Source organism: Pseudomonas sp. GNP012 (genome assembly GCF_054343835.1).
This window is the reverse complement of the sequence record NZ_JBTGUU010000001.1, coordinates 2771216-2794881: the sequence shown is the minus strand read 5'-3', so window position 1 is coordinate 2794881 and position 23666 is coordinate 2771216. Positions and strand designations below refer to the sequence as shown.

General features: G+C 61.3%; 18 protein-coding genes, 1 tRNA gene and 2 pseudogenes. 10 read left to right on the top strand and 11 right to left on the bottom strand.

From position 1 onward, the window contains the following. Positions 1-20 precede the first annotated feature (20 nt). Entirely contained in the window at positions 21-2009 is a 1989-nt protein-coding gene (locus tag ACXX83_RS12440; protein WP_102702707.1) for a peptidase U32 family protein, read from the top strand. Positions 2010-2165: 156 nt separating this feature from the next. On the opposite strand, the gene ACXX83_RS12435 is transcribed toward ACXX83_RS12440, so the two are convergent. Continuing rightward, positions 2166-2594 (bottom strand): hypothetical protein, encoded by a 429-nt coding sequence (locus ACXX83_RS12435; RefSeq protein ID WP_458550198.1) that lies wholly within the window; start codon positions 2592-2594, stop codon positions 2166-2168. A 322-nt stretch (positions 2595-2916) separates the two neighbouring features. On the opposite strand from ACXX83_RS12435, the gene ACXX83_RS12430 reads away from it, so the two are divergent. Next, positions 2917-2991 (top strand) — tRNA-Gln (locus tag ACXX83_RS12430). A gap of 149 nt (positions 2992-3140) precedes the next feature. On the opposite strand, the gene ACXX83_RS12425 is transcribed toward ACXX83_RS12430, so the two are convergent. After that, on the bottom strand, positions 3141-3803 hold the full coding sequence (locus ACXX83_RS12425; protein WP_015095501.1) for a glutathione S-transferase family protein: 663 nt from the start codon (positions 3801-3803) through the stop codon (positions 3141-3143). Between the two features lie 156 nt (positions 3804-3959). Here ACXX83_RS12425 and ACXX83_RS12420 point away from each other — a divergent pair, with 156 nt between their 5' ends. Further along, positions 3960-4892 (top strand): GlxA family transcriptional regulator, encoded by a 933-nt coding sequence (locus ACXX83_RS12420; RefSeq protein ID WP_458548607.1) that lies wholly within the window; start codon positions 3960-3962, stop codon positions 4890-4892. A gap of 102 nt (positions 4893-4994) precedes the next feature. Further along, positions 4995-5870: a nitrilase-related carbon-nitrogen hydrolase gene (locus tag ACXX83_RS12415; RefSeq protein WP_458548606.1), complete on the top strand. Its 876-nt coding sequence runs from the start codon at positions 4995-4997 to the stop codon at positions 5868-5870. A gap of 229 nt (positions 5871-6099) precedes the next feature. On the opposite strand, the gene ACXX83_RS12410 is transcribed toward ACXX83_RS12415, so the two are convergent. Next, positions 6100-6606 (bottom strand): HvfX family Cu-binding RiPP maturation protein, encoded by a 507-nt coding sequence (locus tag ACXX83_RS12410; RefSeq protein ID WP_217835453.1) that lies wholly within the window; start codon positions 6604-6606, stop codon positions 6100-6102. A 388-nt stretch (positions 6607-6994) separates the two neighbouring features. Here ACXX83_RS12410 and ACXX83_RS12405 point away from each other — a divergent pair, with 388 nt between their 5' ends. Then, the gene (locus tag ACXX83_RS12405; protein ID WP_458548605.1) at positions 6995-8497 is read left to right on the top strand and encodes an aldehyde dehydrogenase family protein; all 1503 of its coding nucleotides are present in this window, start codon (positions 6995-6997) and stop codon (positions 8495-8497) included. A 330-nt stretch (positions 8498-8827) separates the two neighbouring features. On the opposite strand, the gene ACXX83_RS12400 is transcribed toward ACXX83_RS12405, so the two are convergent. From ACXX83_RS12400 to ACXX83_RS12390, 3 genes are all read right to left on the bottom strand, one after another. Next, positions 8828-9157, bottom strand: coding sequence for a hypothetical protein (locus tag ACXX83_RS12400; RefSeq protein WP_033047536.1), 330 nt, complete (start codon positions 9155-9157; stop codon positions 8828-8830). Positions 9158-9680: 523 nt separating this feature from the next. Then, positions 9681-10184, bottom strand: coding sequence for a GNAT family N-acetyltransferase (locus ACXX83_RS12395; protein WP_458548604.1), 504 nt, complete (start codon positions 10182-10184; stop codon positions 9681-9683). A 170-nt stretch (positions 10185-10354) separates the two neighbouring features. After that, positions 10355-12301, bottom strand: a complete 1947-nt coding sequence (locus ACXX83_RS12390; RefSeq protein WP_458548603.1) for a DNA topoisomerase III — start codon at positions 12299-12301, stop codon at positions 10355-10357. A 257-nt stretch (positions 12302-12558) separates the two neighbouring features. On the opposite strand from ACXX83_RS12390, the gene ACXX83_RS12385 reads away from it, so the two are divergent. After that, positions 12559-12927, top strand: coding sequence for a DUF427 domain-containing protein (locus tag ACXX83_RS12385; protein ID WP_102675744.1), 369 nt, complete (start codon positions 12559-12561; stop codon positions 12925-12927). 54 nt (positions 12928-12981) lie between these two features. Here ACXX83_RS12385 and ACXX83_RS12380 read toward each other — a convergent pair whose 3' ends face one another. After that, positions 12982-14604, bottom strand: a complete 1623-nt coding sequence (locus ACXX83_RS12380) for an MFS transporter (protein ID WP_458548602.1) — start codon at positions 14602-14604, stop codon at positions 12982-12984. A gap of 141 nt (positions 14605-14745) precedes the next feature. Next, positions 14746-16407, bottom strand: coding sequence for a GMC family oxidoreductase (locus tag ACXX83_RS12375; RefSeq protein WP_458548601.1), 1662 nt, complete (start codon positions 16405-16407; stop codon positions 14746-14748). 132 nt (positions 16408-16539) lie between these two features. On the opposite strand from ACXX83_RS12375, the gene ACXX83_RS12370 reads away from it, so the two are divergent. After that, entirely contained in the window at positions 16540-17430 is an 891-nt protein-coding gene (locus ACXX83_RS12370; RefSeq protein WP_458548600.1) for a LysR family transcriptional regulator, read from the top strand. A 105-nt stretch (positions 17431-17535) separates the two neighbouring features. Here ACXX83_RS12370 and ACXX83_RS12365 read toward each other — a convergent pair whose 3' ends face one another. The 3 genes from ACXX83_RS12365 to ACXX83_RS12355 form a co-directional block, all read right to left on the bottom strand. Then, complete coding sequence (locus tag ACXX83_RS12365) at positions 17536-18633, bottom strand: DNA alkylation repair protein (RefSeq protein ID WP_458548599.1); 1098 nt, start codon at positions 18631-18633, stop codon at positions 17536-17538. Between the two features lie 160 nt (positions 18634-18793). Next, the gene (locus ACXX83_RS12360) at positions 18794-20602 is read right to left on the bottom strand and encodes a monovalent cation:proton antiporter-2 (CPA2) family protein (RefSeq protein ID WP_458548598.1); all 1809 of its coding nucleotides are present in this window, start codon (positions 20600-20602) and stop codon (positions 18794-18796) included. Positions 20603-20840: 238 nt separating this feature from the next. Then, positions 20841-21506, bottom strand: coding sequence for a LuxR C-terminal-related transcriptional regulator (locus ACXX83_RS12355; RefSeq protein WP_458548597.1), 666 nt, complete (start codon positions 21504-21506; stop codon positions 20841-20843). Between the two features lie 204 nt (positions 21507-21710). Between ACXX83_RS12355 and ACXX83_RS12350 the strand changes: the two genes are divergently transcribed. The 3 genes and pseudogenes from ACXX83_RS12350 to ACXX83_RS12340 form a co-directional block, all read left to right on the top strand. Then, positions 21711-21998, top strand: coding sequence for a PilZ domain-containing protein (locus ACXX83_RS12350; protein WP_458548596.1), 288 nt, complete (start codon positions 21711-21713; stop codon positions 21996-21998). A gap of 89 nt (positions 21999-22087) precedes the next feature. Then, a pseudogene (locus ACXX83_RS12345) lies at positions 22088-23326 on the top strand (VCBS domain-containing protein); the annotation flags it as partial. 72 nt (positions 23327-23398) lie between these two features. Continuing rightward, positions 23399-23629, top strand: a pseudogene (locus tag ACXX83_RS12340) (VCBS domain-containing protein); the annotation flags it as partial. Positions 23630-23666: the final 37 nt, after the last annotated feature.

Here is a 23666-nt window from a genome sequence, read left to right as displayed (position 1 = left end):
CAAGCCTGACTAAAAAAACTATGTCTTTGCCCAAACATCACCTGGAATTGCTCAGCCCTGCCCGCGATGTTGCCATCGCCCGCGAGGCTATCCTGCATGGTGCTGATGCCGTGTACATCGGCGGCCCGAGCTTCGGCGCCCGCCACAACGCCTGCAACGAGGTGAGCGAGATTGCCGAACTGGTGGAATTCGCCCGTCGTTATCACGCGCGGATCTTCACCACCATCAACACGATCCTGCACGACAACGAACTGGAGCCGGCCCGCCAGCTGATCCACCAGTTGTACGACGCCGGCGTCGATGCGCTGATCGTCCAGGACCTGGGTGTGATGGAACTGGACATTCCGCCGATCGAACTGCACGCCAGTACCCAGACGGACATCCGCACCCTGGAGCGGGCAAAGTTTCTCGATCAGGCCGGATTCTCGCAACTGGTGCTGGCCCGCGAGCTGAACCTCAAGGAAATCCGCGCCATCGCCGACGAAACCGACGCGGCCATCGAGTTCTTTATCCATGGCGCCTTGTGCGTGGCGTTTTCCGGCCAGTGCAACATTTCCCACGCGCAGACCGGGCGCAGCGCCAACCGCGGCGACTGCTCCCAGGCTTGCCGCCTGCCGTACACCCTCAAGGATGAAAAGGGTGGGGTGATCGCTTACGAAAAGCACCTGCTGTCGATGAAGGACAACAACCAGAGCGCCAACATCCGCGCGCTGGTCGAGGCGGGCGTGCGCTCGTTCAAGATCGAGGGCCGCTACAAGGACATGGGCTATGTGAAGAACATCACCGCCTACTACCGCCAGCGTCTGGACGACGTCCTCGAAGACCGCCCGGACCTGGCCCGCGCTTCCAGTGGCCGCACCGCGCACTTCTTCCTGCCCGACCCGGAAAAAACCTTCCACCGTGGCAGCACCGATTACTTCGTCACTGACCGCAAGATCGATATCGGCGCCTTTGACTCGCCGACCTTCACCGGTCTGCCGGTGGGTGTGGTCGAGAAGGTCGCCAAGCGCGACATGCAGGTCGTGACGCACGAGCCGCTGTCCAACGGTGACGGCCTCAACGTGCTGGTCAAGCGTGAAGTGGTGGGTTTTCGCGCGAACATCGCCGAACCCAAGGGCGAATTCGAGGAGGACGGCGAGAAGCGTTATCGCTATCGCGTCGAGCCCAACGAGATGCCGGAGGGGATGTACAAGCTGCGCCCCAACCATCCGCTGAATCGCAATCTCGATCACAACTGGCAACAGGCGCTGCAAAGGACCTCGGCTGAGCGTCGTATCGCCCTGAGCTGGGTCGCTCGCTTGCGTGAAGAACAGCTGGAGCTGACCGCGACCAGCGAGGAAGGCATCAGCGCCAGTGTCACGCTGGCCGGCCCGTTCGGCGCGGCCAACAAGCCGGAGCAGGCGCTGGAGCAATTGCAGGATCTGCTCGGCCAGCTGGGTACCACCCAGTACCACGCCATCGACATCAAGCTGGATGCGCCGCAGGCGTTCTTCATCCCGAACTCGCAGCTCAAGGCCTTGCGCCGCGAAGTGATCGAGGCCTTGACCCAGGCGCGGGTCGCCGCCCACCCGCGTGGCAGCCGTAAAGCCGAAACCACGCCGCCGCCGGTGTACCCGGAGTCGCACCTGACCTTCCTGGCCAACGTCTACAACCAGAAGGCTCGCGACTTCTATCACCGCCATGGGGTCAAGCTGATCGACGCGGCCTACGAGGCCCACGAGGAAGCCGGCGAAGTGCCGGTGATGATCACCAAGCACTGCCTGCGTTTCTCCTTCAACCTGTGTCCGAAACAGGCCAAGGGCGTGACCGGCGTGCGCACCAAGGTCGCGCCGATGCAGCTGATTCATGGCGATGAAGTGCTGACGCTGAAGTTCGATTGCAAGCCATGCGAAATGCACATCATCGGCAAGATGAAGGGCCACATCCTCAATCTGCCGCAACCGGGCAGCGTGGTCGGTCACATCAGCCCCGAAGACCTGCTCAAGACCATCCCGCGCGCACCGCACTGAGTGACCGGCGAGCGCGCCGCAACGGCGCGCTCGCCATTTGCTCCAGATCCAGCGAAAGGGCGTCCTCGTTTGTAGTTTTTTTGTTTTAAGCGCGGAGCATGGCCTGTTCTTGCTGGAATCCAGACGCTGGCGACAAATCGGCAGCTGCAGTCGACGCTACCCGCAGGTCTCGAGGACGGCTTTTTCAGCTCGTTTGAATTCCTGTTTGATGTCGGTGGGGATGCGTTGCTTTTTGAGTTCCTGGCCGAGGAAGGGTTGATCGCTGCGGGAGTGGACCTCGGCGTCTTCGGCCGTTATCTGTGCTTCGATGGCCGCGGCGTGCTTGTCGATGACGGCATTGACCTCTGCTTCGTTCCTGGCCGTATCAAGTGCCAGGACCAACTGGCCAGCCTCGGCTTTTTCGGCCTCGGCATAGGCTTCGACCGTCAACCCGGAGGCCAGGGCCCGCGCCTGGGTTTCCAGTCTGTTGAGATGCTCCCGGGCGGCCCTGCAGACCGCTTCCTGTCGCTGGCTCTCGATGTGTTCCCAAGTGTTCAGTCCATAAATCGCGGCCCCGACCACCAGGATGGTTGCAAAGGTGCCCATCAGTTTGCCTTTCACATTTTGCGCCCTCAAATGGCAAAGGAGGGGTGTTGAGCAAACGATTTCCGATTCCATCCCCTAAAGGAAAAGCGTAGCAGACGTGATCGGGCCGAATGTGCGCCGAGCACTTCCCGGGGACTTGGCTGAACACTAAGCATCTGTTTTAAAAAACAAATTGTTTTATTGGGGCTTCCCATACGAGGCAAAAGTTGGTAAATTGCCGCCCACACTTGCACAGGCCCTCAGGGAGCCTGTCACGCAAGCAGGCAACAGCGCTTGTTGCCACTCAAGAAAGCGAGTGCCTGGCACTCATCGCAACAGATACAGGGGCGTCGCCAAGCGGTAAGGCAGCAGGTTTTGATCCTGCCATGCGTTGGTTCGAATCCAGCCGCCCCTGCCATTTTTCTTCCTGCTCAATCAGAAAACACTCGACCGACGGTTGTTATTCGTCGATTCGTCGGTTTTTTGCGCTCGTTACTCATGTTCCGGATGTTCCCTCGCAAACCCGCGTGCAGCCAAGGCTTGCGCAAGGTCTTTGTGCACGAGCCTCTAGCGAAAGCGCTCCGGGATGGCCTCGGCAAACGGATACCAGGCAAACCAGGGCCTTGCCTCGTCGATCACCCGCTTGACCGAGGGCCTTTCGGTCAACCTGTCGAGATAAGCGCGCAAGTGGCGATGATCGTCGGCAAAGGGGACGAGGGTGCTGGCGTAGAACAGCGCCGGGGCGGCGGCGCAATCGGCCATGCTGAATGCCGGACTGGCCACCCAGGTTCGTGCCGTCAGTTGCCGTTCAAGCAGGCCGTACGCCGTTGTCAGCGCGGCGCGCTCGCGGGTCAGGTCGCCGTTGGCGGCGTTCAGGCGGTCAGCGACGATCTTCTGCATCGGCACCTGGACGTGGAGGTCGAAAAAGCGATCCCACAGCCGCACTTCCAGGGCGGCTTCCCAATCGTGGGGAATCAGGTGCGCCTGGCCGGCATGGAGCCGGTCCAGATATTCAATGATCACACTCGACTCCGGCACGTTCTTTTGCCGGGTGTGATCGCGAAGCACCGGGAACTTGCCGATCGGCCACAGCGCTTGAAGTTCGCCCCGGTCGGCGTCGTTGCCCAGGTCGATAACCCTTTTTTCAAACTCGATGTCCAGTTCATAGAGGGCGATCAGTGCTTTGTGGCAGAACGACGAGAGCGGGTGGAAATAAAGAGTCAGTGACATCCTTCCATTCCTCGGTGAGATGCAAACCGCTTCATTATCCGTCGCCATCGGCCAGTGCGCGAGGCGCTCCATCATGATGTCCGGTGCGGGCTGTTCGGGTTAGAGTACAGATCCTGGCCTGAATATCAGGCATGCCATGTTCAGGGTCATACCGCCATGCACCAGATCGGACTCATTGTTTACCCCGGTTTTCAGGTTCTGGGGCTGGCCATGTGTGCCGCCTTCGAATTGGCCAACAGTGCTGGTGACGAGCCGTTTTACCGCATTACCTTGTTGTCCGAGCCGGGTGGCCTGGTGCAAACGTCTGCCGGTTTTGCCGTGCAGACCGAAGCGTTCGACCAGCGCGGCTTCGATACGCTGCTGGTCCTGGGCGACAACCTGATCCGCCCGACCACTGCGGGCATGCTGGCGTTTTTGCGCCGCGCCAGTCACGGCACCCGACGCCTGGGCTCGATTTGCACAGGGGCGAATGCCTTGGCGGAGGCGGGTTTGCTTGATGGCCGGCGGGCAACCACCCACTGGGCGCATGTGCCGGCCTTTCGCAAGGCGTACCCGAACGTGAAGGTCGAGCAAGACCGGATCTTCGTCAATGATGGTCATCTGTGGACGGCAGCGGGCATGAGCGCGTGCGTGGACCTGGCGTTGGCGTTGGTGGAGCAGGACCTGGGCGCCGACCTTGCACGCAAGGTGGCGCGGCAGTTGGTGGTGTACCACCGGCGTTCCGGCGGCCAGTCGCAGTTTTCAGTGATGCTGGAACTGGCCCCCAAGACCGATCGGATTCAGGCCGCGCTGAACTACGCCAGGCAGAATCTCAAGTCTGCGCTGTCGGTCGAGGAGCTGGCCAGCGCGGCCAATCTCAGCCCCCGGCAATTCAGCCGGGTGTTTCATGCCGAAACCGGCCAGTCTCCGGCCAAGGCCATCGAAAGCCTGCGGGTCGAGTCGGCCCGGTTGATGATGGAAACCGGACGGCACTCCATCGATGTGGTGGCGACGGACACCGGTTTTGGTGATCGGGAGCGGATGCGCCGCGCTTTTATTCGTGCCTTCGGGCAGCCGCCGCAGGTGATTCAGCGGGCCAGTCGGGGTTGATTTGTTGATGTCCTGAAAAGTGGTATATACGACATTCAAGCCTTGATATGATGTGCGTAATATTGATCTCGTTGAAACTTTTCCCTCAGTGAGATCACCGCCATGACCATCGTCAAAGCCGCCGCCGTACAAATCAGTCCCGTTCTTTACAGCCGTGAAGGCACGGTCGACAAAGTGGTGCAGAAGATTCTCGAACTCGGCGAACAGGGCGTGCAATTTGCCGTGTTCCCGGAAACCGTCGTGCCGTACTACCCGTACTTTTCCTTCGTGCAATCGCCGTTCGAAATGGCCGCCGAACACCTCAAGCTGCTGGACCAGGCTGTCACCGTGCCTTCGCCCGCCACCGATGCCGACGGCTCGCTGATCCAGCGTCGCCGCAAGATCTCCCCGACCTACCATGAACGCATGATCTGGGGCATGGGCGACGGTTCCGGCCTGCGGGCCGTCGACAGCGCGGCAGGGCGAATCGGGCAACTGGCCTGCTGGGAGCATTTCAACCCGCTGGCCCGTTATGCCTTGATGGCCGATGGCGAGCAGATCCATGCGGCGATGTACCCGGGGTCGTTTGCAGGTCCGTTGTTCGCCTCGCAAATGGAAGTCAGCATTCGCCAGCATGCCCTGGAGGCCGCGTGTTTCGTGGTCAACTCCACGGCGTGGCTGTACCCCGAGCAACAGGCGCAGATCATGGCGGATACCGGCTGCGCCATCGGCCCGATCTCCGGCGGCTGCCATACCGCGATCATCAGCCCGGATGGCACGGTGCTGGGTTCGTTGCAGGAAGGTGAAGGCGAGGTGATCGCCGACCTCGACATGGGCCTGATCGACAAGCGCAAACGCATGATGGATTCCCGCGGCCACTACAGTCGCCCGGAACTGCTGAGCCTGCTGATTGACCGTACACCGCACGCCCATGTGCATGAACGCAGTGCGCACCCGAAGCTGGCCGAGCAGACCGGGATGGAAGAAGTGATTGGGTAGGCTGTTCACGCAATTGCGGGGAACACCGATACCTGTAGGAGCGAGCTTGCTCGCGATGGAGGTCAACGATGATGCGGGGAGCCTGACACCCCGCGGTGCACTCAGGTTTTTCGCGAGCAAGCTCGCTCCTACAGATGTTTCGTAATCTGTGAGCCCCGGGATTCCGTGCAAAAAAAACAGGGGACTTCATGGAAGTCCCCTTTTGTTTGTCCGCGTTGCAGATTGCGTTTCAGCGACGCCAGAAGTAACGCGCCAGCAGTGCGTCGAGGCTGAGCTTGCCGGCACCGGACAGCAACAGCGGAGTGAGGGTCACAAGGTAGATCAAGGGCAGCTTGAAGTTACCGTATCCCTTGTTGCTGATGGCGTAACCTTGGGCAAGTTCACTCAGGGTGTGCCAGTCGGCAGGCCAATGCACGGCGGCGGTGGCGACGAGGGTCACCACCATCAGGCTCAACGCCGAGAAGCGTGTGCCAAGGCCCACCAGCAAAGTCATGGCGAAGATCAGTTCGGCCCACATCGACAGTTCCCAGTTCAGCGTCGCTGGAAGGTGGTCGAACGGAAACGGGAAGCGCTCCTGGATATCGGCGAACCAGTTCTGGCCGTTGAATTTTTCCAGGCCCGACTCGAAGAATTCCCAGGCAAGGAACACTCGCAGCGCCAGGGGCGCAACCCAGTCGCCGGCACGGTCGAGGTTCAGGTTCAGGCCTTTGACGGCCGAGGAAATGGAGGTGTTCATGGACGATGATCTCCTTCTGGTCGGGGAGGCGGGGCAAGGGCATGCCCCGTGAGTTGAGCGCTTTGATCAGCCAGGCCAATCGACCGGCGTATTTCATCAACGGGGTGTATCTGCGGTGTGTCGTTGTGGCGGGGTTTTGCGTGCGGGGTGTGTCAGGGGCGGGGCTGTATACATTGAGATACGTAACCATGAGATTTTTCATCCAGTGCACAACCATTGTGGGAGCGGGCTTGCTCGCGAAAGCGGTGTGTCAGCCAGACTGATGTTGCCTGACACACCGCTTTCGCGAGCAAGCCCGCTCCCACAGGGGATCACCGGTGCGAAGCGTGACGCTCCGGGGAAATTGCTATACATTTTCCGGCCGCCCCCTGCATGGTGAAACCGCTTCATGTCTCTCGCGCTCGAACGTCTAGTCGCTGGTACGCCCATCCCTTTCGCCGGCAATCGTGTCACCGTGGTCACCCCCGAACTGGCGCAACGCTTCCAGCCCGGTGATCACCTGCTGGTGGAGCAGGTCAGTGGCGAGTTGTTGTTGATCCCGGTGGCGGACCAGCAAGCGGCCAACGTCGCGATCGAGCGCGCCCAGGCGGCGTTTAACGCGCTGTCGGCGGTGTCCGATCAAGCGATCAGCGCTTTCTTCGACCTGTTTGCCCAACGCCTGGAAACCCCGCAATGCTGGTCCTTGATCGAGGCCGCCAACCTGGCCGACATTGAGCGGGCCAAAGCGCGCGGTCGCTCGACCACCCGGTTGCTGGCCGATGAGCGCATGCGTCGCGACATGATCGCCGGCCTGCGCGCGTGGCGTGATGCTGCGGCCAGTCGGGGCAAGGTGATCAGCTGCGTCGAGCACGATGGCTGGAAAGTCGAGCAAGTGGTCTCGCCGTTGGGTATTGTCGCGTTCGTCTTCGAAGGCCGGCCGAATGTGTTTGCCGATGCGGCCGGTGTGTTGCGCACTGGCAACACCGCCGTGCTGCGCATCGGCAGTGATGCGTTGGGCACGGCCCAGGCAATCGTTACCCATGCACTGAACCCTGCACTGAGCGACGCCGGCTTGCCGGCCGGTGCGGTGTCGCTGGTGGAAAGCGTCAACCACGCCGCCGGTTGGGCGATGTTCGCTGACCGCCGCTTGTCACTGGCGGTGGCCCGCGGTTCGGGTCGCGCCGTCAGCCAGTTGGGCAGTATCGCGCAGCAGGCCGGTACGGCGGTCAGCCTGCACGGTACCGGTGGCGCCTGGCTGGTCGCCAACGCCGATGCCGACGCCCAGCGTTTTGCCGCCGTGGTGCGCAACTCCCTGGACCGCAAAGTCTGCAACACCCTGAACGTCTGCCTGATTCACCGCGACCGCGCCGCTGAATTGGTGCCGCTGTTTCTCGACGCACTCAAGCAGGCCGGCACTGCGCGGGGGCAGGGCTGCAAGCTGCACATCGTCGAAGGCAGCGAGTCGCACCTGGCGCAAGACTGGCTGACCGCAACGGTCGAGGTGTACCGCGCCGAAGGCTATCAGACCGAAGCCCAGGCCGAGCCGTTGCCGGAAGATCAATTGGGCCGCGAATGGGAGTGGGAAGAAACCCCGGAAGTCAGCCTGAAAATCGTCGACGACCTGGACAGTGCCATTGCCTTGTTCAATCGCTACAGCCCGCAGTTCACCGTGTCCTTGATCAGTGAAAGCGCCGAGACCCAGGAGCGTTTCTACAACGCAGTCAACGCGCCTTTTGTCGGCAATGGCATCACCCGTTGGGTCGACGGCCAGTACGCGCTGAACAAGCCGGAACTGGGCCTTTCGAACTGGGAGAGCGGGCGCCTGTTTGCGCGCAGTGCGATTCTCTCGGGTGATGGCGTGTTCACCATCCGTAGCCGCATGACCCAGACCGATCTGGGCGTCAAACGCTGAGACGGGGAAACGCCACGCAGGATCGGGTACTGCGCAAGCTTTCCATGCAGGGGGCAGCGCCAGAGCAGCGGGGCTGCGGCGCAAGAACAACTACCGCAGTGCGGCCTCGGTGGCGTTTGTGGATCTGGTGATGGGCTCTGATACCGCGAACCCTTGTGGTAGCGAGCCTGCTCGCGAATGCGGTGTATCAGTTGGTATGGTTTTATCTGGTACACCGCATTCGCGAGCAGGCTCGCTCCCACAGTTGATCTTCGCTCAGGCATAAAAAAAGGCCTGCTCCTTATTGGGAGCAGGCCCTGTTTTTCAATAAGTCAGTGACGACTCATTCAATTAGTAGAACCGGTCAATTACCCGAACTTCGTTCTGATTCTGCATCGAGGCCCAGGCCTGTTTCAGGGTTTGCAGAACATTACCGATGAAGTCCTTGTCGGCCGCGGCCTTCTTGCCGACATAGCCCTGGCCGCGACGGTACATCTTCAGTCGGGCAAGCAGGTTCTGGTTGTTCTGGTCGAACTCTGCTTCATGAGCGTGCGGCGACAGGGGGTCGATATGAACCTGGCCACACTTGCTGATCCAGAGAATATGGCTGTCGTGGCTGTCTTTCTTTGCAGCGAACATACGAGCCAGTTCATCGATAGTTGGTTGATTGTTCAGATTCATCATAAAGCCCCTTGACCAATTGGTGATCTTTCAAAGTTGATTCGCTAATACAGGTAGCCCATCGGTTAGTTGATCCCTGGCACCGAAACCAGGACGTCAGCGTTCGACCGCCTTATCGGGCGGGGTCCTGCGTCTGTTGCATGTAGTCGTGTTGAATAACTGCTACGCAATAGCGTCACAACGAAGAGAAGCGGCGAAAACCTTAAGGCCACTGCCGACATTTTCAGGGTCGGCCACAAGCATCATGAGGATTGCTCGCCAAGACTTCTCGCCCTTGTACTGGACGTTCAGGCCAGGTCAGCTTCTTCAATCTGCCTTGTGGGCAGCGTGTATCCGGGAAAAACAGCTCGGCGGTCAGACGAGCTTGCTCAAACGTGTTGCCTGTACTCCCGATCGGGGAGACGTCTGCATCATGCAAGGGCAAAACGGAGGCGTCAACGGTTTTGTAGTGATTATTTTCAGTCACTACATATTGTCGGACAAAGCTGTTCGGAATTAGCGGTGGGAGGCGAGGGCGTGTCGGTCAGGACGACAAAGGCGGACACGCAAAGCGGTAAAAAGTGCAGGGATGACCGTCTACCCGCTGCTGATGCAGGGTGAACTCGCCAACGCCGAGCCCCGGCATCACGGTGGCCCAGAACAGGCGTGCCGGCTGATTCGCCTCGAGATGGAAAATCTGCCATTGACCGGGGAATTGACTCAAGAGGGTGGAAACGACAAATCGCGCGACACCCCGGCCACGAAAGCGTCGACTGACAAACAGATAGCCGATGTTGTAGTCGGCACCGGCGAGATGAGTCCGGTTATCCACGGTCACGAAGCCGGCCAGTTCCCCGTCGACCTTGATCAGGAAAGGTCGGGTGGCCGGGTGTCGCCAGTACTCCGGCATGGGCAGGATGTTGAAGAATCCGGATTCACCCAGCTTTAGCGGCAACCATTCGCTGAAGTCGTAGGTGTAGAACTGCATCAGGTTTTCGATGGTTTCCAGTTCGTCGCGTTGGGCGGCGTGCAGTGCTATCGAAGACATACAGGGTGGCTCCCTGATCGGCCAAGGGACACCATCGATTATGGTCGGCATCGGACGATCCGTGGCGAGGGAGCTTGCTCCCGTGGAGTCGCGAAGCGGCTCTCGCTTTCAAACAAAATCATTGGGCCTGCTGCGCAGTCCAGCGGGAGCAAGCTCCCTCGCCACAGGGTTTACGTTTTGCCTGCCGGCTTTGCCCTGCGCCTGGTGCCGCTCGCTGGTTTGCGCGGGGCGCTCTTGCGTTTTTTCTTCCAGGGGGCTGCGGCGGATCCGGTAGGCGGCGGACCGCTGATGCTCAGGCTCAGTCCGGCGCAACGGCTGACCTGCTTGCTCATCCACGCCGCCTGTTTGGTGACGAACTCTTCAAGGCTCATTTCACCGCTTTGCACCATGTCCAGGGCCTGTTCCCAGATCGCCGTGGTGCCCGGGTCGGCAATGGCCCGCGGCACGGCGTCGATCAGGCTGAACGCAGCCGGCGTGGCGGCCAGGGCCTTGCCGTTCTTGACCAGATAGCCACGGTCGAGCAGGCCCTGGATGATCGACGCACGGGTCGCTTCGGTGCCGATGCCGGTGGTGTCCTTGAGCTTTTGCTTGAGCAGCGGGTCTTCCACCAGTTTGGCGACGTTCTTCATGGCCTTGATCAGATCGCCTTCGGTGAACGGCTTTGGCGGTTGCGTCCAGAGGTCCTTGAGTTGCACGCCGGCCACTGCGCAATCGATGCCTTCGGCCAGGTTGGGCAGTGTCTGTGGCGCTGGAGCTTCGCGTCCTCTGGTCGGAGCCAGTGCCTCGGGCAGGGCGCGTTTCCAGCCCGGCTCGATGATCTGCTTGCCGACAGCGCGCAAGGCTTGGCCTGCGCAATCGAAGTCGGCCTGGGTGCGGTCGTATTCGTGATTGGGCAGGAACTGCGCCAGATACCGCGCGCGGATCAGTGTGTAGACCGCGCGCTGCTTGCCCGCCAGCTTGTCGAGGTTCTTCGCCGCCGCGGTGGGGATGATGCCGTGGTGAGCGCTGACCTTGGCGTCGTTCCAGGCCCGTGAGCGCCGTTGCGGATCAAGGTGATCGTGCAAGGCGTTCAACGCCGGGTCAGCCTGGCGCAGCGCCGCCAGAATGGCCGGTGCCTCGCTGTGCTGGCTGAGGGGCAAGTAGCCGCAATCGCTGCGCGGATAGGTGATGACCTTGTAGGTTTCGTACAGAGCCTGGGCGATGTCGAGGGTTTCCTGGGCGCCGAGGCCGAGTTTCTTTGAGCAGACCTCCTGCAGGGTGCCCAGGTCGAACGGCAGCGGGGCCACTTCGCGCATCCGTTCGGTGCGCAACTTGATCACCCGTGCACTGGCCGCGCCGCGCATGGCGTCTGCTGCTTGTTGGGCCAGCGCCTGATTCAGGCAGCGGTCCTGATCGTCGCAAACCTCGGATGCCGCGCGCCATTGCGCTGTGAATGCGGTGCCGTTGTGCAGCAGTTGCACATCGATGGCCCAATAGGGGACGGGCACAAAGTCGGCGATGCTGCGATCGCGATCCACTACCAGGCGCAAGGTCGGTGTTTGCACCCGGCCCACCGGCAGCACGCCTTGATAGCCGGACTGTCGCCCCAGCAAGGTGAACAGCCGGCTCATGTTCATGCCGATCAGCCAGTCGGCCCGGGAACGCCCCAGGGCCGAGTGATAGAGGCTGAACGTCTCGTTGCCCGGTTTCAGTGCCGCGAGGGCCTTGCGGATGGACGCATCATCCAGGGCCGACAACCAGAGGCGGCGGATCGGCCCGCGATAGCGGCAATGCTCCACCAGTTCCCGGGCGATCATCTCGCCCTCACGGTCGGCGTCCGTGGCAATGACCAGTTCGGACGCTTCACCGAGCAGGCGCTTGACCGTCTTGTACTGGCTGGCGGTGCGCGGCTTGACGGTCATTTTCCACTTTTCGGGAATGATCGGCAGGTCGGCCAGCACCCAGCGCTTGTAGCGCGCGTCGTAGGCATCCGGCGGCGCGGTTTCCAGCAGGTGGCCGATGCACCAGGTCACCGTGACATCCGTTCCCAGCCAACAGCCATCGCCTCGGCGCCGGGCGCCGAGGACTGCCGCAATGTCTTTGGCCTGGGAAGGTTTTTCACAGAGGTACAGCCGCATAACCACCATCGTCGATCTATGTGTCAGGGGTGCACAGAATGGCGCTTGATGGACGATGGAGCAATCTTTATCTGTATGGATGTACAGCCTGGTGTGTCGCTCCCGTTCGGCTGTGAAGCCGTCGGGAGGGGGAAACTTGGGTTATACCTGATAAATCGTGGTTTCAGGTTTGGGGCTGCTGCGCAGCCCATCGCGGGCAAGCCACGCTCCCACATCATCGATTTGCAGGTCCATCACCGTCATGAGGAACGTATTCCATGAAAAGCTCCGGTCCTAGTCCTGTCATCACCATCGCCGAGCAGCCTGGCTGTCTGCTGGTGAGGTTTCACGGTATTCAAGTAGCCGCCTCGGCGCGGGCCCTGGTGTTGCTGGAGGCCAACTACCCGCCGGTGTACTACGTGCCGCGGGAGGATATCGACGAGAAATATTTCGCCCGCACCGACCACACCAGCTATTGCCCGTACAAGGGCGATGCGAGTTATTTCAGTTTGCAGGTGCCGGGGCATGAGAGTGCCAATGCGGTGTGGAGTTATGAGAACCCCAAGATATCGGTGCAGCAGATACGCGAATACGTGGCGTTCTACCCGGATCAGGTGAAGTTCGAGTTGCTTGACGCCGAGGTCTGATCGGGGTTGATCGCCGCGACGAGGGAGCCAGCTCCCTCGTCGGCAGGCATAACCTCAGTTCTTGTCGAGATCCACGTTACGCGTCTCACGCAGGCAAATCATCCCCACCACCAGGCTCACCCCGGTGACCACCACCGGATACCACAGCCCGTAGAAGATGTCCCCGGTGTACACCACCAGCGCGAACGACACCGTCGGCAGGAAGCCGCCGAACCAGCCGTTGCCGATGTGGTAGGGCAGGGACATCGAGGTGTAGCGGATGCGGGTCGGGAACAGTTCGACCATCAACGCCGCCAACGGGCCGTAGCACATGGCCGAGATGATGATCAGCGCGACAATCAGCGCCACGATCATCGGCTTGTTGATCTGTTGCATGTCCGCCTGTTGCGGGTAACCGGCGAGAGTCACGGCACCGCGCAAGGCGGCTTCGTCGAATCCATCGATCTTCACGTCACCGACGCTTACCTGCACGTCGCTGCCGGCCGGGGCCGCTGCGCTCTGGTAGGGCAGGCCCTGCTTGACCAGGAAGGTCTTGACCTTGTCGCAGGGGCTGTCGAATTTCGCCTTGCCCACCGGGTCGAACTGGAAGGTGCAGGTGGCCGGGTCGGCCATCACGGTGATCGGTGCCTGGCGGCTGGCCTGGTCGATGGCCGGGTTGGCGTAGTGGGCCAGGGTCTTGAAGATCGGGAAGTACAGCGCGGTGGCCAGCAGCAGGCCGATCATCAGCACCGGCTTGCGCCCGACCTTGTCCGACAGCCAACCAAAGAAAATGAAGAAAGGTGCGCCAATGGTCACGCTGACAATCAGCAAGCCGTTGGCCACCGCCGGGTCCATTTTCAGGAACTGGGTGAGGAAGAACAGCACATAGAATTGCGCGGCGTAGAAGGTCACCGCTTGCCCGGCATTGATGCTGAACAGCGCGATCAACACCACCTTGAGGTTTTCCCATTTGCCGAAGGAGTCGCGAATCGGCTGCTTGCACAGCTTGCCTTCCTCTTTCATTTTCACGAAGGCGGGCGACTCGTGCAGGCTCAGGCGAATCCAGGTCGAGATGCCCAGCAGCACGATGGAAAACAGGAACGGAATGCGCCAGCCCCAGACTTCGAACTGGTCGCCGGTGAAGTAGCGGCAGCCCAGCACCACCAGCAGCGAGAGCAGCAGGCCCAGGGTCGCGGTGGATTGAATCCAGCTGGTGTGGAAGCCGCGCTTGCCCATGGGCGCGTGCTCGGCGACATAGGTCGCGGCACCACCGTATTCACCGCCCAGGGCCAGGCCCTGGAGCATGCGCAGCACCACCAGGATGATCGGCGCGGCGATGCCGATGCTGGCGTAGGTCGGCAGCAGACCGACACAGAACGTCGCCAGGCCCATGAGGACGATGGTGGCAAGGAAGGTGTACTTGCGCCCGATCATGTCCCCCAATCGACCGAACACCAGCGCGCCGAACGGCCGGACGATGAAGCCGGCGGCGAAGGCCATCAGCGCAAAGATGAACGCCGTGGTGTCGTTGACCCCGGCGAAGAATTGTTTGCTGATGACCGCCGCGAGGGCGCCATAGAGGAAAAAGTCGTACCACTCGAAGACGGTCCCGAGGGACGAGGCGAAGATGACTTTCTGGGTTTCCTGGCTGGTGCCCGCGCTGCGCACGGCTTCCAGGGGCTGAACGTGTTCTGACATACCGGTATCCCTCACAGTGATTGTTTTTGTTGTTCCACTGGTGTTGCGTGTTCCATTTCAGGGGTAATGCTCAGTGTCCGTGAATCTAATGCGGTCCTTGTGGGAGCGGGCTTGCTCGCGAAGGCGTCGTGTCATTCAGCATCAATGTGAATGATCCACCGCTTTCGCGAGCAAGCCCGCTCCCACAGGGTTGGTGTATATGTCTGGATTGAGAATCATCTGCGCAGCCTTCTCGGCAATCATCAGCGTCGGCGAGCAGGTGTTGCCCGAGGTGATGCGCGGCATGATCGAGGCATCGGCGATGCGCAGGCCGGGGACGCCACGGACCTTGAGTTGCGCATCGACCACGGCGTCGGCGTCATTGCCCATGCGGCAGGTGCCCACGGGGTGGAAAATCGTGGTGCCGATGCGCGCGGCGGCTTCGTGCAGTTGTTCCTCGCTTTGCAGGCTGGCGCCGGGCAGGTATTCCACCGGATTGAAGGCGCGCAGGGCCGGCGCGGCGACGATGCGCCGGGTCAGGCGAATGGCGTCGGCGGCGACCCGCAGGTCTTCCGGGTGGCTCAGATAATTGGGCTGGATCAGTGGTGCTTGTTGCGGATCGGCAGAGCGGATATCGACCCGGCCACGGCTTTGCGGGCGTAGATCGCAGACCGATGCGGTGAACGCCGGAAAGGCATGCAGCGGTTCGCCAAAGCGCTCCAGCGACAGGGGCTGCACGTGGTATTCGAGGTTGGCTGAAGTCTGTTCCGGCCCCGAGCGGGCAAAGGCGCCCAACTGGCTCGGCGCCATGGACAGCGGGCCGCTGCGGTCATACAGGTAGCGCAGGCCCATGCCCAGCTTGCCCCACAGGCTGCCGGCAATCTGGTTCAGGGTGCGGGCATTTTCCAGCTTGTAGATCAGCCGCAGTTGCAGGTGATCCTGCAGATTGCCGCCGACACCGGGCAGTTCATGGGCGACACCAATTCCCAGCCGCTCAAGCAACGGACGCGGGCCGATGCCGGAGCGTTGCAGGATGCCGGGCGACCCGACCGAGCCGGCACAGAGGACGATCTCCTTGCGTGCCTTGAAGGTCTTCACCTCGCCCTGCCAGCGGGCGCTGACTGCAGAGGCGCGGCCATTGTCCAGCCGCACGCGGTCGACTTCGACACCGGTCAGCACAGTGAGATTGGAGCGTTGGCGAATCGGTTTGAGAAACGCCTTGGCCGCGTTCCAGCGGATGCCGGCCTTCTGATTGACCTGGAAATAGCCGCAACCTTCGTTGTCGCCCTGGTTGAAGTCATCGATGCTGGCGATGCCGTTTTGTTCGGCGGCACTGCGGAAGGCGTCGAGAATCGGCCACGACAGGCGCTGGCGTTCGACTCGCCATTCACCCGCGTCGCCGTGAAATTCGGCGGCGCCGGCGAAGTGGTTTTCACTCTGCTTGAACAGCGGCAACACGTCTTGCCAGCTCCAGCCGGGGTTGCCGTCGGCGCCCCAGCGGTCGTAGTCACCGGCCTGGCCGCGCATGTAGATCATGCCGTTGATGGATGAGCAGCCGCCCAGTACCTTGCCGCGCGGATAGCTCAGGGCGCGACCTTGCAGGCCGGGTTGCGCTTCGGTCTTGAAGCACCAGTCGGTGCGCGGGTTGCCGATGCAGTACAGGTAACCCACGGGGATGTGAATCCACGCATAGTTGTCGCGGCCGCCGGCTTCGAGCAACAACACGCGATGTTGAGGGTTGGCCGACAGTCGATTGGCCAGCAGACACCCGGCTGGGCCGGCCCCGACCACGATGTAATCGTATTCATCAAGGGAAGCCTGCATCCCTGACCTCATTTTGTTGTTCTTGTTGTCTGTCATCCTAGTTGTTAGCTTTCGTCAAAAGAATGTTAGTTTTTGCGCAGCCGCTGTGCGTTTTTAAACAGCATCCCGAACGGCAACGAACAAGGACGCTTCATGTTCGACTGGAATGACCTGCGGTTTTTTCTCGAATTGCAGCGCAGCGGGCGTTTGCTCACGGCTGCCCGGCGCTTGAACACCACCCATGCCACCGTGGCGCGGCACATCGAGGCCATCGAAAAGAGCCTGGGTACGGCATTGTTCGTCCAGCATGCCCAGGGTTATGAGATGACCCCGGCGGGCGAGGCGTTGCTTAAACACGCCGAGGCGATGGAGAACGTGGCGCTGCTGGCCCAGGAGGAAATCACCCAATCCACCGCGCCGCTAGGCAAGATCCGCGTCGGGGTGACCGAAGGCCTGGGCATCATGTTCCTCGCCAGTCGCATGAACGGCTTGTTCGAACGTTATCCGGGGCTGGAAGTGGAGCTGGTGGCGGTGCCGCGGTTTGTCAGCATCCTCAACCGCGAGGCGGAAATCAGCATCCACCTCGAACGCCCGGCCGCCGACATGCTGGTCACCCGCAAACTCACCGACTATCGCCTGGCGTTGTATGCCAGCCAGGACTACCTCGATCGTTCGCCGCCGTTGCGCAGTCGCGAGGACCTGGGGCGTCACGCGTGGATTGGCTACGTCGATGATTTGCTGTTCAGCCAGGAATTGATGTTCCTCAACAGCTTCTGCCGCAACCCGCAGGTGGTGTTTCACAGCACCAGCGTGATCGCCCAGCAACAGGCTGCGCGCTCGGGCCTGGGGATTGCGGTGTTGCCGTGCTACATGGCCAGTGCCGATCCGGGGCTGGTGCCGCTGTTGCCGGATGAAAGCATCCAGCGCAGCTACTGGATCAGCACTCGTCGGGAGTTGCACAAGTCGGTGCGGTTGCGGGTGTTGTGGGATTATGTGGTGGAGTTGTGTGAGCGGGAGCAGGGGTTGTTGTTGGGCGGTGCCTGAACTGGCGCCTTCGCGAGCAAGCCCGCTCCCACAGGGGAACGCATTCCAATGTGGGAGCGGGCTTGCTCGCGAAGGTGTCGGTAGATTCACAATTGATCTAATGGTTTAAGCGAGAATCTCGAACGCGGTACTGGCCAGCCGTTCACCATTAACCATGACATGCACCGCATGGTGCCCCGCATAATGCCGGCGGGTGGTGAGTTCCTTGATGTGTTGCCCACGGCTGACGGCTTCGCTGGCGTTGCCGGGCAGCGTCAGCGCCTTGAGCTTGAAGACCTTCGCCGAGGTGCTGCCGTTGGCCTTGACGTAATCGATGGCGTAGTCGATCACCAGGCGCTGGCTGCTTTCAACGGTGGATCTGATGGCAAACGACAGGGTGATCTTTTCTCCCAGGCCAATCACCGGCGGTTCGACTTTCACATCGACGATCTCGACTTCAGGCTTGCCGCCCGCGCCGATGATCGCCAGTGCCCGCTGGTTGCCCTGTTTGATCAGGCTGCGCAGGGCGTGCCTGGCGATCCATGCCGTGTGCCGGTTGTCCAGCGACCAGCCTTCGATCAGGTCCAGCACCCAGTCGGGGTGGTCCTTGGTGATGTCGTTGAGGTGGTTGGCCACGGACTTGCGCACGTACAGGCTGGTGTCGGCCTTGAGGTTGTCGAGGATCTTCGCGGCGAGTGTCGGGTCGGCCTGGACGGGTTCCAGGCGGAATGACCAGGGCAGGCGTGGCCGGCAGCCTTCACTGGCCAGGCGTCGTACGTGCTCGTTGTCATCCAGTGACCAGTCGTGCATCAGCTTGAGCGAACCCTCGAGGTCGCTGCGCAGAAAGTGGCGGATCGCGAATTCCGAAGAGCCGAAAGCGGTGAAGTACTTCAGTGCGTCCATCGACTGCTCGAACGCATGGGCGCCGTAGCGGGCGACGTAGTGCGGCAGGCACATGCTGACGAAACCGCTGTTCAGGCGCGGGGCGAGGGCGCGCAGCACCTGCAGCGATGCTTCATAGTCCAGCGGCAACACCGCGTGCAGGCATTCGCTGACCCGGGCCATGCGCTGCATGACGCTGAGGTCTGCCAGGCCGGATTGGGCCAGCTTGAGGAATTTCTCGCCGTCAAAATCGGGGTACACCGCCGTCATCTCTGTGGCGATGTGCTTGAGGCGCTCGGCGTTGAAGATTTCCTTGAGGGCGGGGGAGGCTTGGTCAGTCATGGGGGTTCCTTTGAAATTGTGGTTATTCCGTCACACCGCGTTATCGTTCTTCGCGAGCAAGCCCGCTCCCACAAGGGGGCTCTGCCAGGCTCAATATTTGTGAGCACCTCAGATCCAGTGTGGGAGCGGGCTTGCTCGCGAAGAGGCCATTCCCGTCACCTCATTTCTTACCCGCCTGCTCCTGCAGTTGATCCGACTCGAACAACCTGGCCAGTTCCGCCCGCGCTTCCTGCGCCGTCTGCAGCACTTTCACCGCGTCGTCATACACCGCGTGCTGGGCTTCCAGCACCTCTTCGTCGTGCTGCTTGAAACGCTTGATCCGCGCATCGGCCTGGGCCTGGGTCAATCCCAAGCCGATCAGGGTCTGCCGGCTCATTTCCAGGCTCGAGAAAAAGGTCTCGCGCACAGCGTGAGCATCGACGTCCATCAGCCGGTGCACATGCTGGCGGTTACGGGCGCGGGCGATGATTTTCATATGCGGATAGAGCTTGCGCACCAGCTCGGCGGTCTTGATGTTGGTGTCCGGGTCGTCTGTTGCGATCACAAAAAACTCGGCTTCGCCGACCTTGGCCGCGCTGAGGATTTCCGGGCGCATCGGGTCGCCGTAGAACACCGGAACGCCACCGAAGCTGCGGGACAGTTCGATGGTTTCCACCGAGGTGTCCAGGGCCACGAACTTGATGTTCTGCGCGCGCAGAATCCGCGCAACGATCTGGCCCATGCGGCCCATCCCGGCGATCACCACCCGCGGCGCGTCGGCGTCGATTTCACGGAACTTCTCCGGTACTTCCACCGGTTGCACTTTCGGGCTGACCAGGCGTGCGCAAATCAGCAGCAATAGCGGCGTCACGGCCATGGACAGGGTGATGGTCAACACCAGCAAGTCATACAGCCCGGCGGCGAACAGCCCATGATCGCGACCGATCTTGAACACCACAAAGGCAAATTCACCTCCGGCCGCCAACACGATACCCAGGCGGATGGCACTGACGTTCTTCAAACCTCCGGCCAGGCGACCGACAATAAACAGCAGCGGCAGTTTGATCGCGATCAGCAGCAGGGTCAGGCCCAGCACCGCGACGGGCGTGCTCAGCAACAGGCTCAGGTTCGCGCCCATGCCGACGCTGATGAAAAACAGCCCCAGCAGCAGGCCCTTGAACGGTTCGATCTGGGCTTCCAGTTCATGGCGGTACTCGGAGTCCGCCAGCAGCAGGCCGGCGAGGAATGCGCCGAGGGCCATGGAAATACCGACCAGCTCCATCAACCAGGCAGTGCCGATCACCACCAGCAGCGCGGTGGCGGTGGAAACCTCCGGCAACGCGGTCTTGGCCACCACGCGGAACACCGGTCGCAGCAGGTAACGCCCGCCGATCACCACCACGGCGATGCTGGCCAGCACTTGCAGGCCGTGGTTCAGGTTTTCGCTGGCGCTGGTGCTGTGATCGCCACCGGCCAGCAACGGCACCATGGCAATCAAGGGGATTGCGGCGATGTCCTGAAACAACAGGATTGCGAACGCCAATCGCCCGTGGGGGCTGGTCAGCTCCTTGCGTTCAGCCAGGCTTTGCAGGCCGAACGCCGTGGACGACAGCGCCAGGCCCAGGCCGAGGACGATCGCGGTGTTCAACGGCTGGCCAAACAACCACAAAGCCACCACGCCAATCAGCGTGCCGGTCAGCAGCACTTGCGCCAGACCCACGCCGAACACTGATTTGCGCATCACCCACAAGCGTCGCGGCGACAGCTCCAGGCCGATGATGAACAGCAGCAACACCACGCCCAGTTCGGAAATGTTCGCGACGCTTTGCGGGTTGTCGATCAACCCCAGTACCGACGGACCAATGATCACCCCGGCGAACAGATAGCCCAGGACCGCCCCCAGTTGCAGGCGCTTGGCTAACGGAACGATGAGCACGGCCGCCATCAGGAACACGACAGCGGCTTGTAGCAGGTTGCCTTCATGGGGCATGGGCGAAACTCCAGGACTCGGGGCAGCGGGGGGCGTCAAGGATAAAGGTTGGGTTCTGTGAAGATCCACTGCGGGAGTGGTCTGTCATGTCAATTGATGGCGAATCTTACCGCCCTCGCAGGAGATGGGGGGTAGATCGGGTTCTCGATAAATCCGGAAAGAATCGGCGAATGACCTGTGCTGGCGTTTCGGGACAAGGTCAGACTGCGGCAATACGCCCGGCGTGTTGCCGCAGTCCTCAGTCGCCAGTGGACAGCCCATGCTTGTGTGCGTAGGCGTACAGATCTACGCGGTTCGTCAGGCCCAGCTTGCTGTAGATCGATGTCAAATGGTTGCGCAGCGTGTGCTCGCTGATGTGCAGTTTCTCGGCCACCAACTTGCCAGGCGCTGAGGGGTCGCGGGCCAGCGATGCAATGGTTTGCTGCTCGCGGCGCGTTAACTTGGCGATTTTTTGTTGCTCCGGGTCTATATCGCGCTCGGCTTTCTTGCGCGCCAGTTCAAGAAAGATACGGCTGGTGGCATTGCGGTCAATCCAGAGTTCGCCGTCATGCACTTTTTCTATGGCTTTGAGCAATGTTGATGCGGAGGCCGACTCCCGCTTATCCACCACGCCACGTGCGCCCGCCAGCACAGCACGGTCATGCAGCGCCACGTCGCTCGACCCTGTCACGACCAGAATCCTGGCTTTGGTCTGGTTGTGCAAGTCGGCCAGCGACTCGATACAGTCCTCGCTGTCCAGGTCCAGCACCACCACATCCGGTGCGTATTGGTGCGGCGAAAGCAGGTATTGCGCCACCGACGACACCGAACCCGCCAGCGCCAACCTTGGTCGAGCGCTTTCCACCAGACGCTCAAGGCCCCAGGCCACGAGCGGTAGAGCGACTAACAGAACTTGAATTGGCATGCGTGTCGCTGCCCCTTTAGGCGGGTTGTGTTAGCTGATCATGATAGCAATCGTTGCAGTCCTTAGTGTTTTCAATAGCGCTGCAGTCCCCCCCCTCCCATGACATTTGTCCCGCAAAACACTGTTTTGATGGGTGATTGACTCCCAGAAAAAAAGGGATAGCGCGCTCATGTAATAAACAGCGGTGGTTTTTAGACTGCCGACATGAAAGACACACACCGCATTGAGCCCCGTGAACAAGTCACCCTGTCGCTGCAACTGATCGGCGGGGGCAACGGTGTCACCCGTGACATCAGCGCCTCAGGTTTGTATTTCGAAACCGATAGCGAGCAGCAGGTGGGTAGCTTGATTGACTTCGAGATCGAGCTCGACGCTCCCGGCGGCCCCATGAAGTTCAGGGCGCAAGGACAAATCGTGCGCATTGAGCCGCTGGGCGGCAGGGCCGGGGTGGGCGTGAAGCTACTGGCCAGCCGGCTGGTACCGGTGGAGTGAAGTGTTTGTGGGTTGAGCGAGGATCGGCTTGCGGCTGTTGGCGGCCTACAGCGGTTTTTTGCTCTGAGTGACATTCTTGGGAGAAAGACATGGCTAGCACCACCACTACCAGCGGCGGAACCGTTACCTCGTTTTCCAACACGCCGCAGGCGAAGGATGACGTCTTTACCACCACTGAAAATCTGCTGGGGGTCGTGTATTGGGACGTCATGTCCAATGACCTCGGCGGTAACGCGAAGACGCTCTGGTCACTCGACAACGCGGACAGTCTTTCTACTGCCACCAAGGCTTATGCTCCGGCCGACCTCCTGACCCAGGATACGTCGAGGGCTGAGGCGACGAGTTCTGACACCAGTGTGAATGGTGCAAAGATCTGGATCACCCCGGACGGTAAGGTCGGCTACGACGCCGCTACTTTCACCACTGCTTTCAAGGCACAACTTCAGGCGCTTGCTGTCGGAGAGGTCCTGACGGACAGCTTTACCTATGCGATGCGCCTGGGCAACGGCACGCTCAGTTGGGCCACCGCGACAGTGCAGTTCTCGGGCGTGAATGATGGTGTGACGATCAGTCTCGGCGAGCAGGCCGGCATGGTGACCGAAGACGCCGACACCACTGCGAGCGCGACCGACTCGCTGACGGCCAGCGGCACGATTGTGTTCAACGACGTCGACCTGAGTGACACGCACATGGCGACGTTCGCACCGGCGGCGGGCAACGCTACTGATCTTGGTACGTTCGTGCTCTCGCCGGTAAGCGAAGCCGCGAACGCGGCCAATGGTTCGGTGCAATGGACGTACAACCTGAGCAATGGGGCGGCGCAGTACCTGGCCCAGGGACAGACAGTTACCGAAACCTACCTGGTCACCATTAGCGATGGTCATGGTTCGACGGTAACGCAGAATGTGACTATCACCATCACCGGCACCAACGACGGGCCAACGGTGACGGCGGCAGAAATCGAAAGCGGTGCGATGACCGAAGACGGCACCACGCAGGCCAGCGGCAGCTTCTCCTTTGGCGACGTGGACCTGGCCGACGACACCCATGTGGCCAGCGTGAGCGCACCGGCCGGAGCGCTGGGTACGCTGGTGGCCACCGTGAGCGACGAGAGCACGGACGACGCAGCGGGCAACGTGGGCTGGAGCTATACGCTGAACAACAGCGCGGCGCAGTACCTGGCCGAGGGCCAGACCAAGACCGAAGTGTTCACGGTGACCCTGACCGACGACTTCGGGGCGACGGTGACCAAGGATGTGACGATCACCCTGACCGGCACCAATGACGCGCCAACGGTGACGGCGGCAGAAATCGAAAGCGGTGCGGTGACCGAAGACGGCACCACGGTGGCCAGCGGCAGCTTTGCCTTCGGCGACGTGGATCTGGCCGATGACGCCCATGTGGCCAGCGTGAGCGCGCCGGCCGGAGCGCTGGGTACGCTGGTGGCCACCGTGAGCGACGAGAGCACGGGCGACGCGGTGGGCAGCGTGGGCTGGACCTATACGCTGAACAACAGCGCGGCGCAGTACCTGGCCGAGGGCCAGACCAAGACTGAAGTGTTCACGGTGACCCTGACCGACGACTTCGGGGCGACGGTGACCAAGGCTGTGACCATCACCCTGACCGGCACCAATGACGCGCCAACGGTGACGGCGGCAGAAATCGAAA

Bases quoted from the DNA above. Each gene is read 5' to 3' on its own strand.
- ACXX83_RS12440 (WP_102702707.1), top strand. From the start codon at position 21: ATGTCTTTGCCCAAACATCACCTGGAATTGCTCAGCCCTGCCCGCGAT.
- ACXX83_RS12435 (WP_458550198.1), bottom strand. From the start codon at position 2,594: ATGGGCACCTTTGCAACCATCCTGGTGGTCGGGGCCGCGATTTATGGA.
- ACXX83_RS12425 (WP_015095501.1), bottom strand. From the start codon at position 3,803: ATGTCACTGACTCTTTATTTCCACCCGCTCTCGTCGTTCTGCCACAAA.
- ACXX83_RS12420 (WP_458548607.1), top strand. From the start codon at position 3,960: ATGCACCAGATCGGACTCATTGTTTACCCCGGTTTTCAGGTTCTGGGG.
- ACXX83_RS12415 (WP_458548606.1), top strand. From the start codon at position 4,995: ATGACCATCGTCAAAGCCGCCGCCGTACAAATCAGTCCCGTTCTTTAC.
- ACXX83_RS12410 (WP_217835453.1), bottom strand. From the start codon at position 6,606: ATGAACACCTCCATTTCCTCGGCCGTCAAAGGCCTGAACCTGAACCTC.
- ACXX83_RS12405 (WP_458548605.1), top strand. From the start codon at position 6,995: ATGTCTCTCGCGCTCGAACGTCTAGTCGCTGGTACGCCCATCCCTTTC.
- ACXX83_RS12400 (WP_033047536.1), bottom strand. From the start codon at position 9,157: ATGAATCTGAACAATCAACCAACTATCGATGAACTGGCTCGTATGTTC.
- ACXX83_RS12395 (WP_458548604.1), bottom strand. From the start codon at position 10,184: ATGTCTTCGATAGCACTGCACGCCGCCCAACGCGACGAACTGGAAACC.
- ACXX83_RS12390 (WP_458548603.1), bottom strand. From the start codon at position 12,301: ATGCGGCTGTACCTCTGTGAAAAACCTTCCCAGGCCAAAGACATTGCG.
- ACXX83_RS12385 (WP_102675744.1), top strand. From the start codon at position 12,559: ATGAAAAGCTCCGGTCCTAGTCCTGTCATCACCATCGCCGAGCAGCCT.
- ACXX83_RS12380 (WP_458548602.1), bottom strand. From the start codon at position 14,604: ATGTCAGAACACGTTCAGCCCCTGGAAGCCGTGCGCAGCGCGGGCACC.
- ACXX83_RS12375 (WP_458548601.1), bottom strand. From the start codon at position 16,407: ATGCAGGCTTCCCTTGATGAATACGATTACATCGTGGTCGGGGCCGGC.
- ACXX83_RS12370 (WP_458548600.1), top strand. From the start codon at position 16,540: ATGTTCGACTGGAATGACCTGCGGTTTTTTCTCGAATTGCAGCGCAGC.
- ACXX83_RS12365 (WP_458548599.1), bottom strand. From the start codon at position 18,633: ATGACTGACCAAGCCTCCCCCGCCCTCAAGGAAATCTTCAACGCCGAG.
- ACXX83_RS12360 (WP_458548598.1), bottom strand. From the start codon at position 20,602: ATGCCCCATGAAGGCAACCTGCTACAAGCCGCTGTCGTGTTCCTGATG.
- ACXX83_RS12355 (WP_458548597.1), bottom strand. From the start codon at position 21,506: ATGCCAATTCAAGTTCTGTTAGTCGCTCTACCGCTCGTGGCCTGGGGC.
- ACXX83_RS12350 (WP_458548596.1), top strand. From the start codon at position 21,711: ATGAAAGACACACACCGCATTGAGCCCCGTGAACAAGTCACCCTGTCG.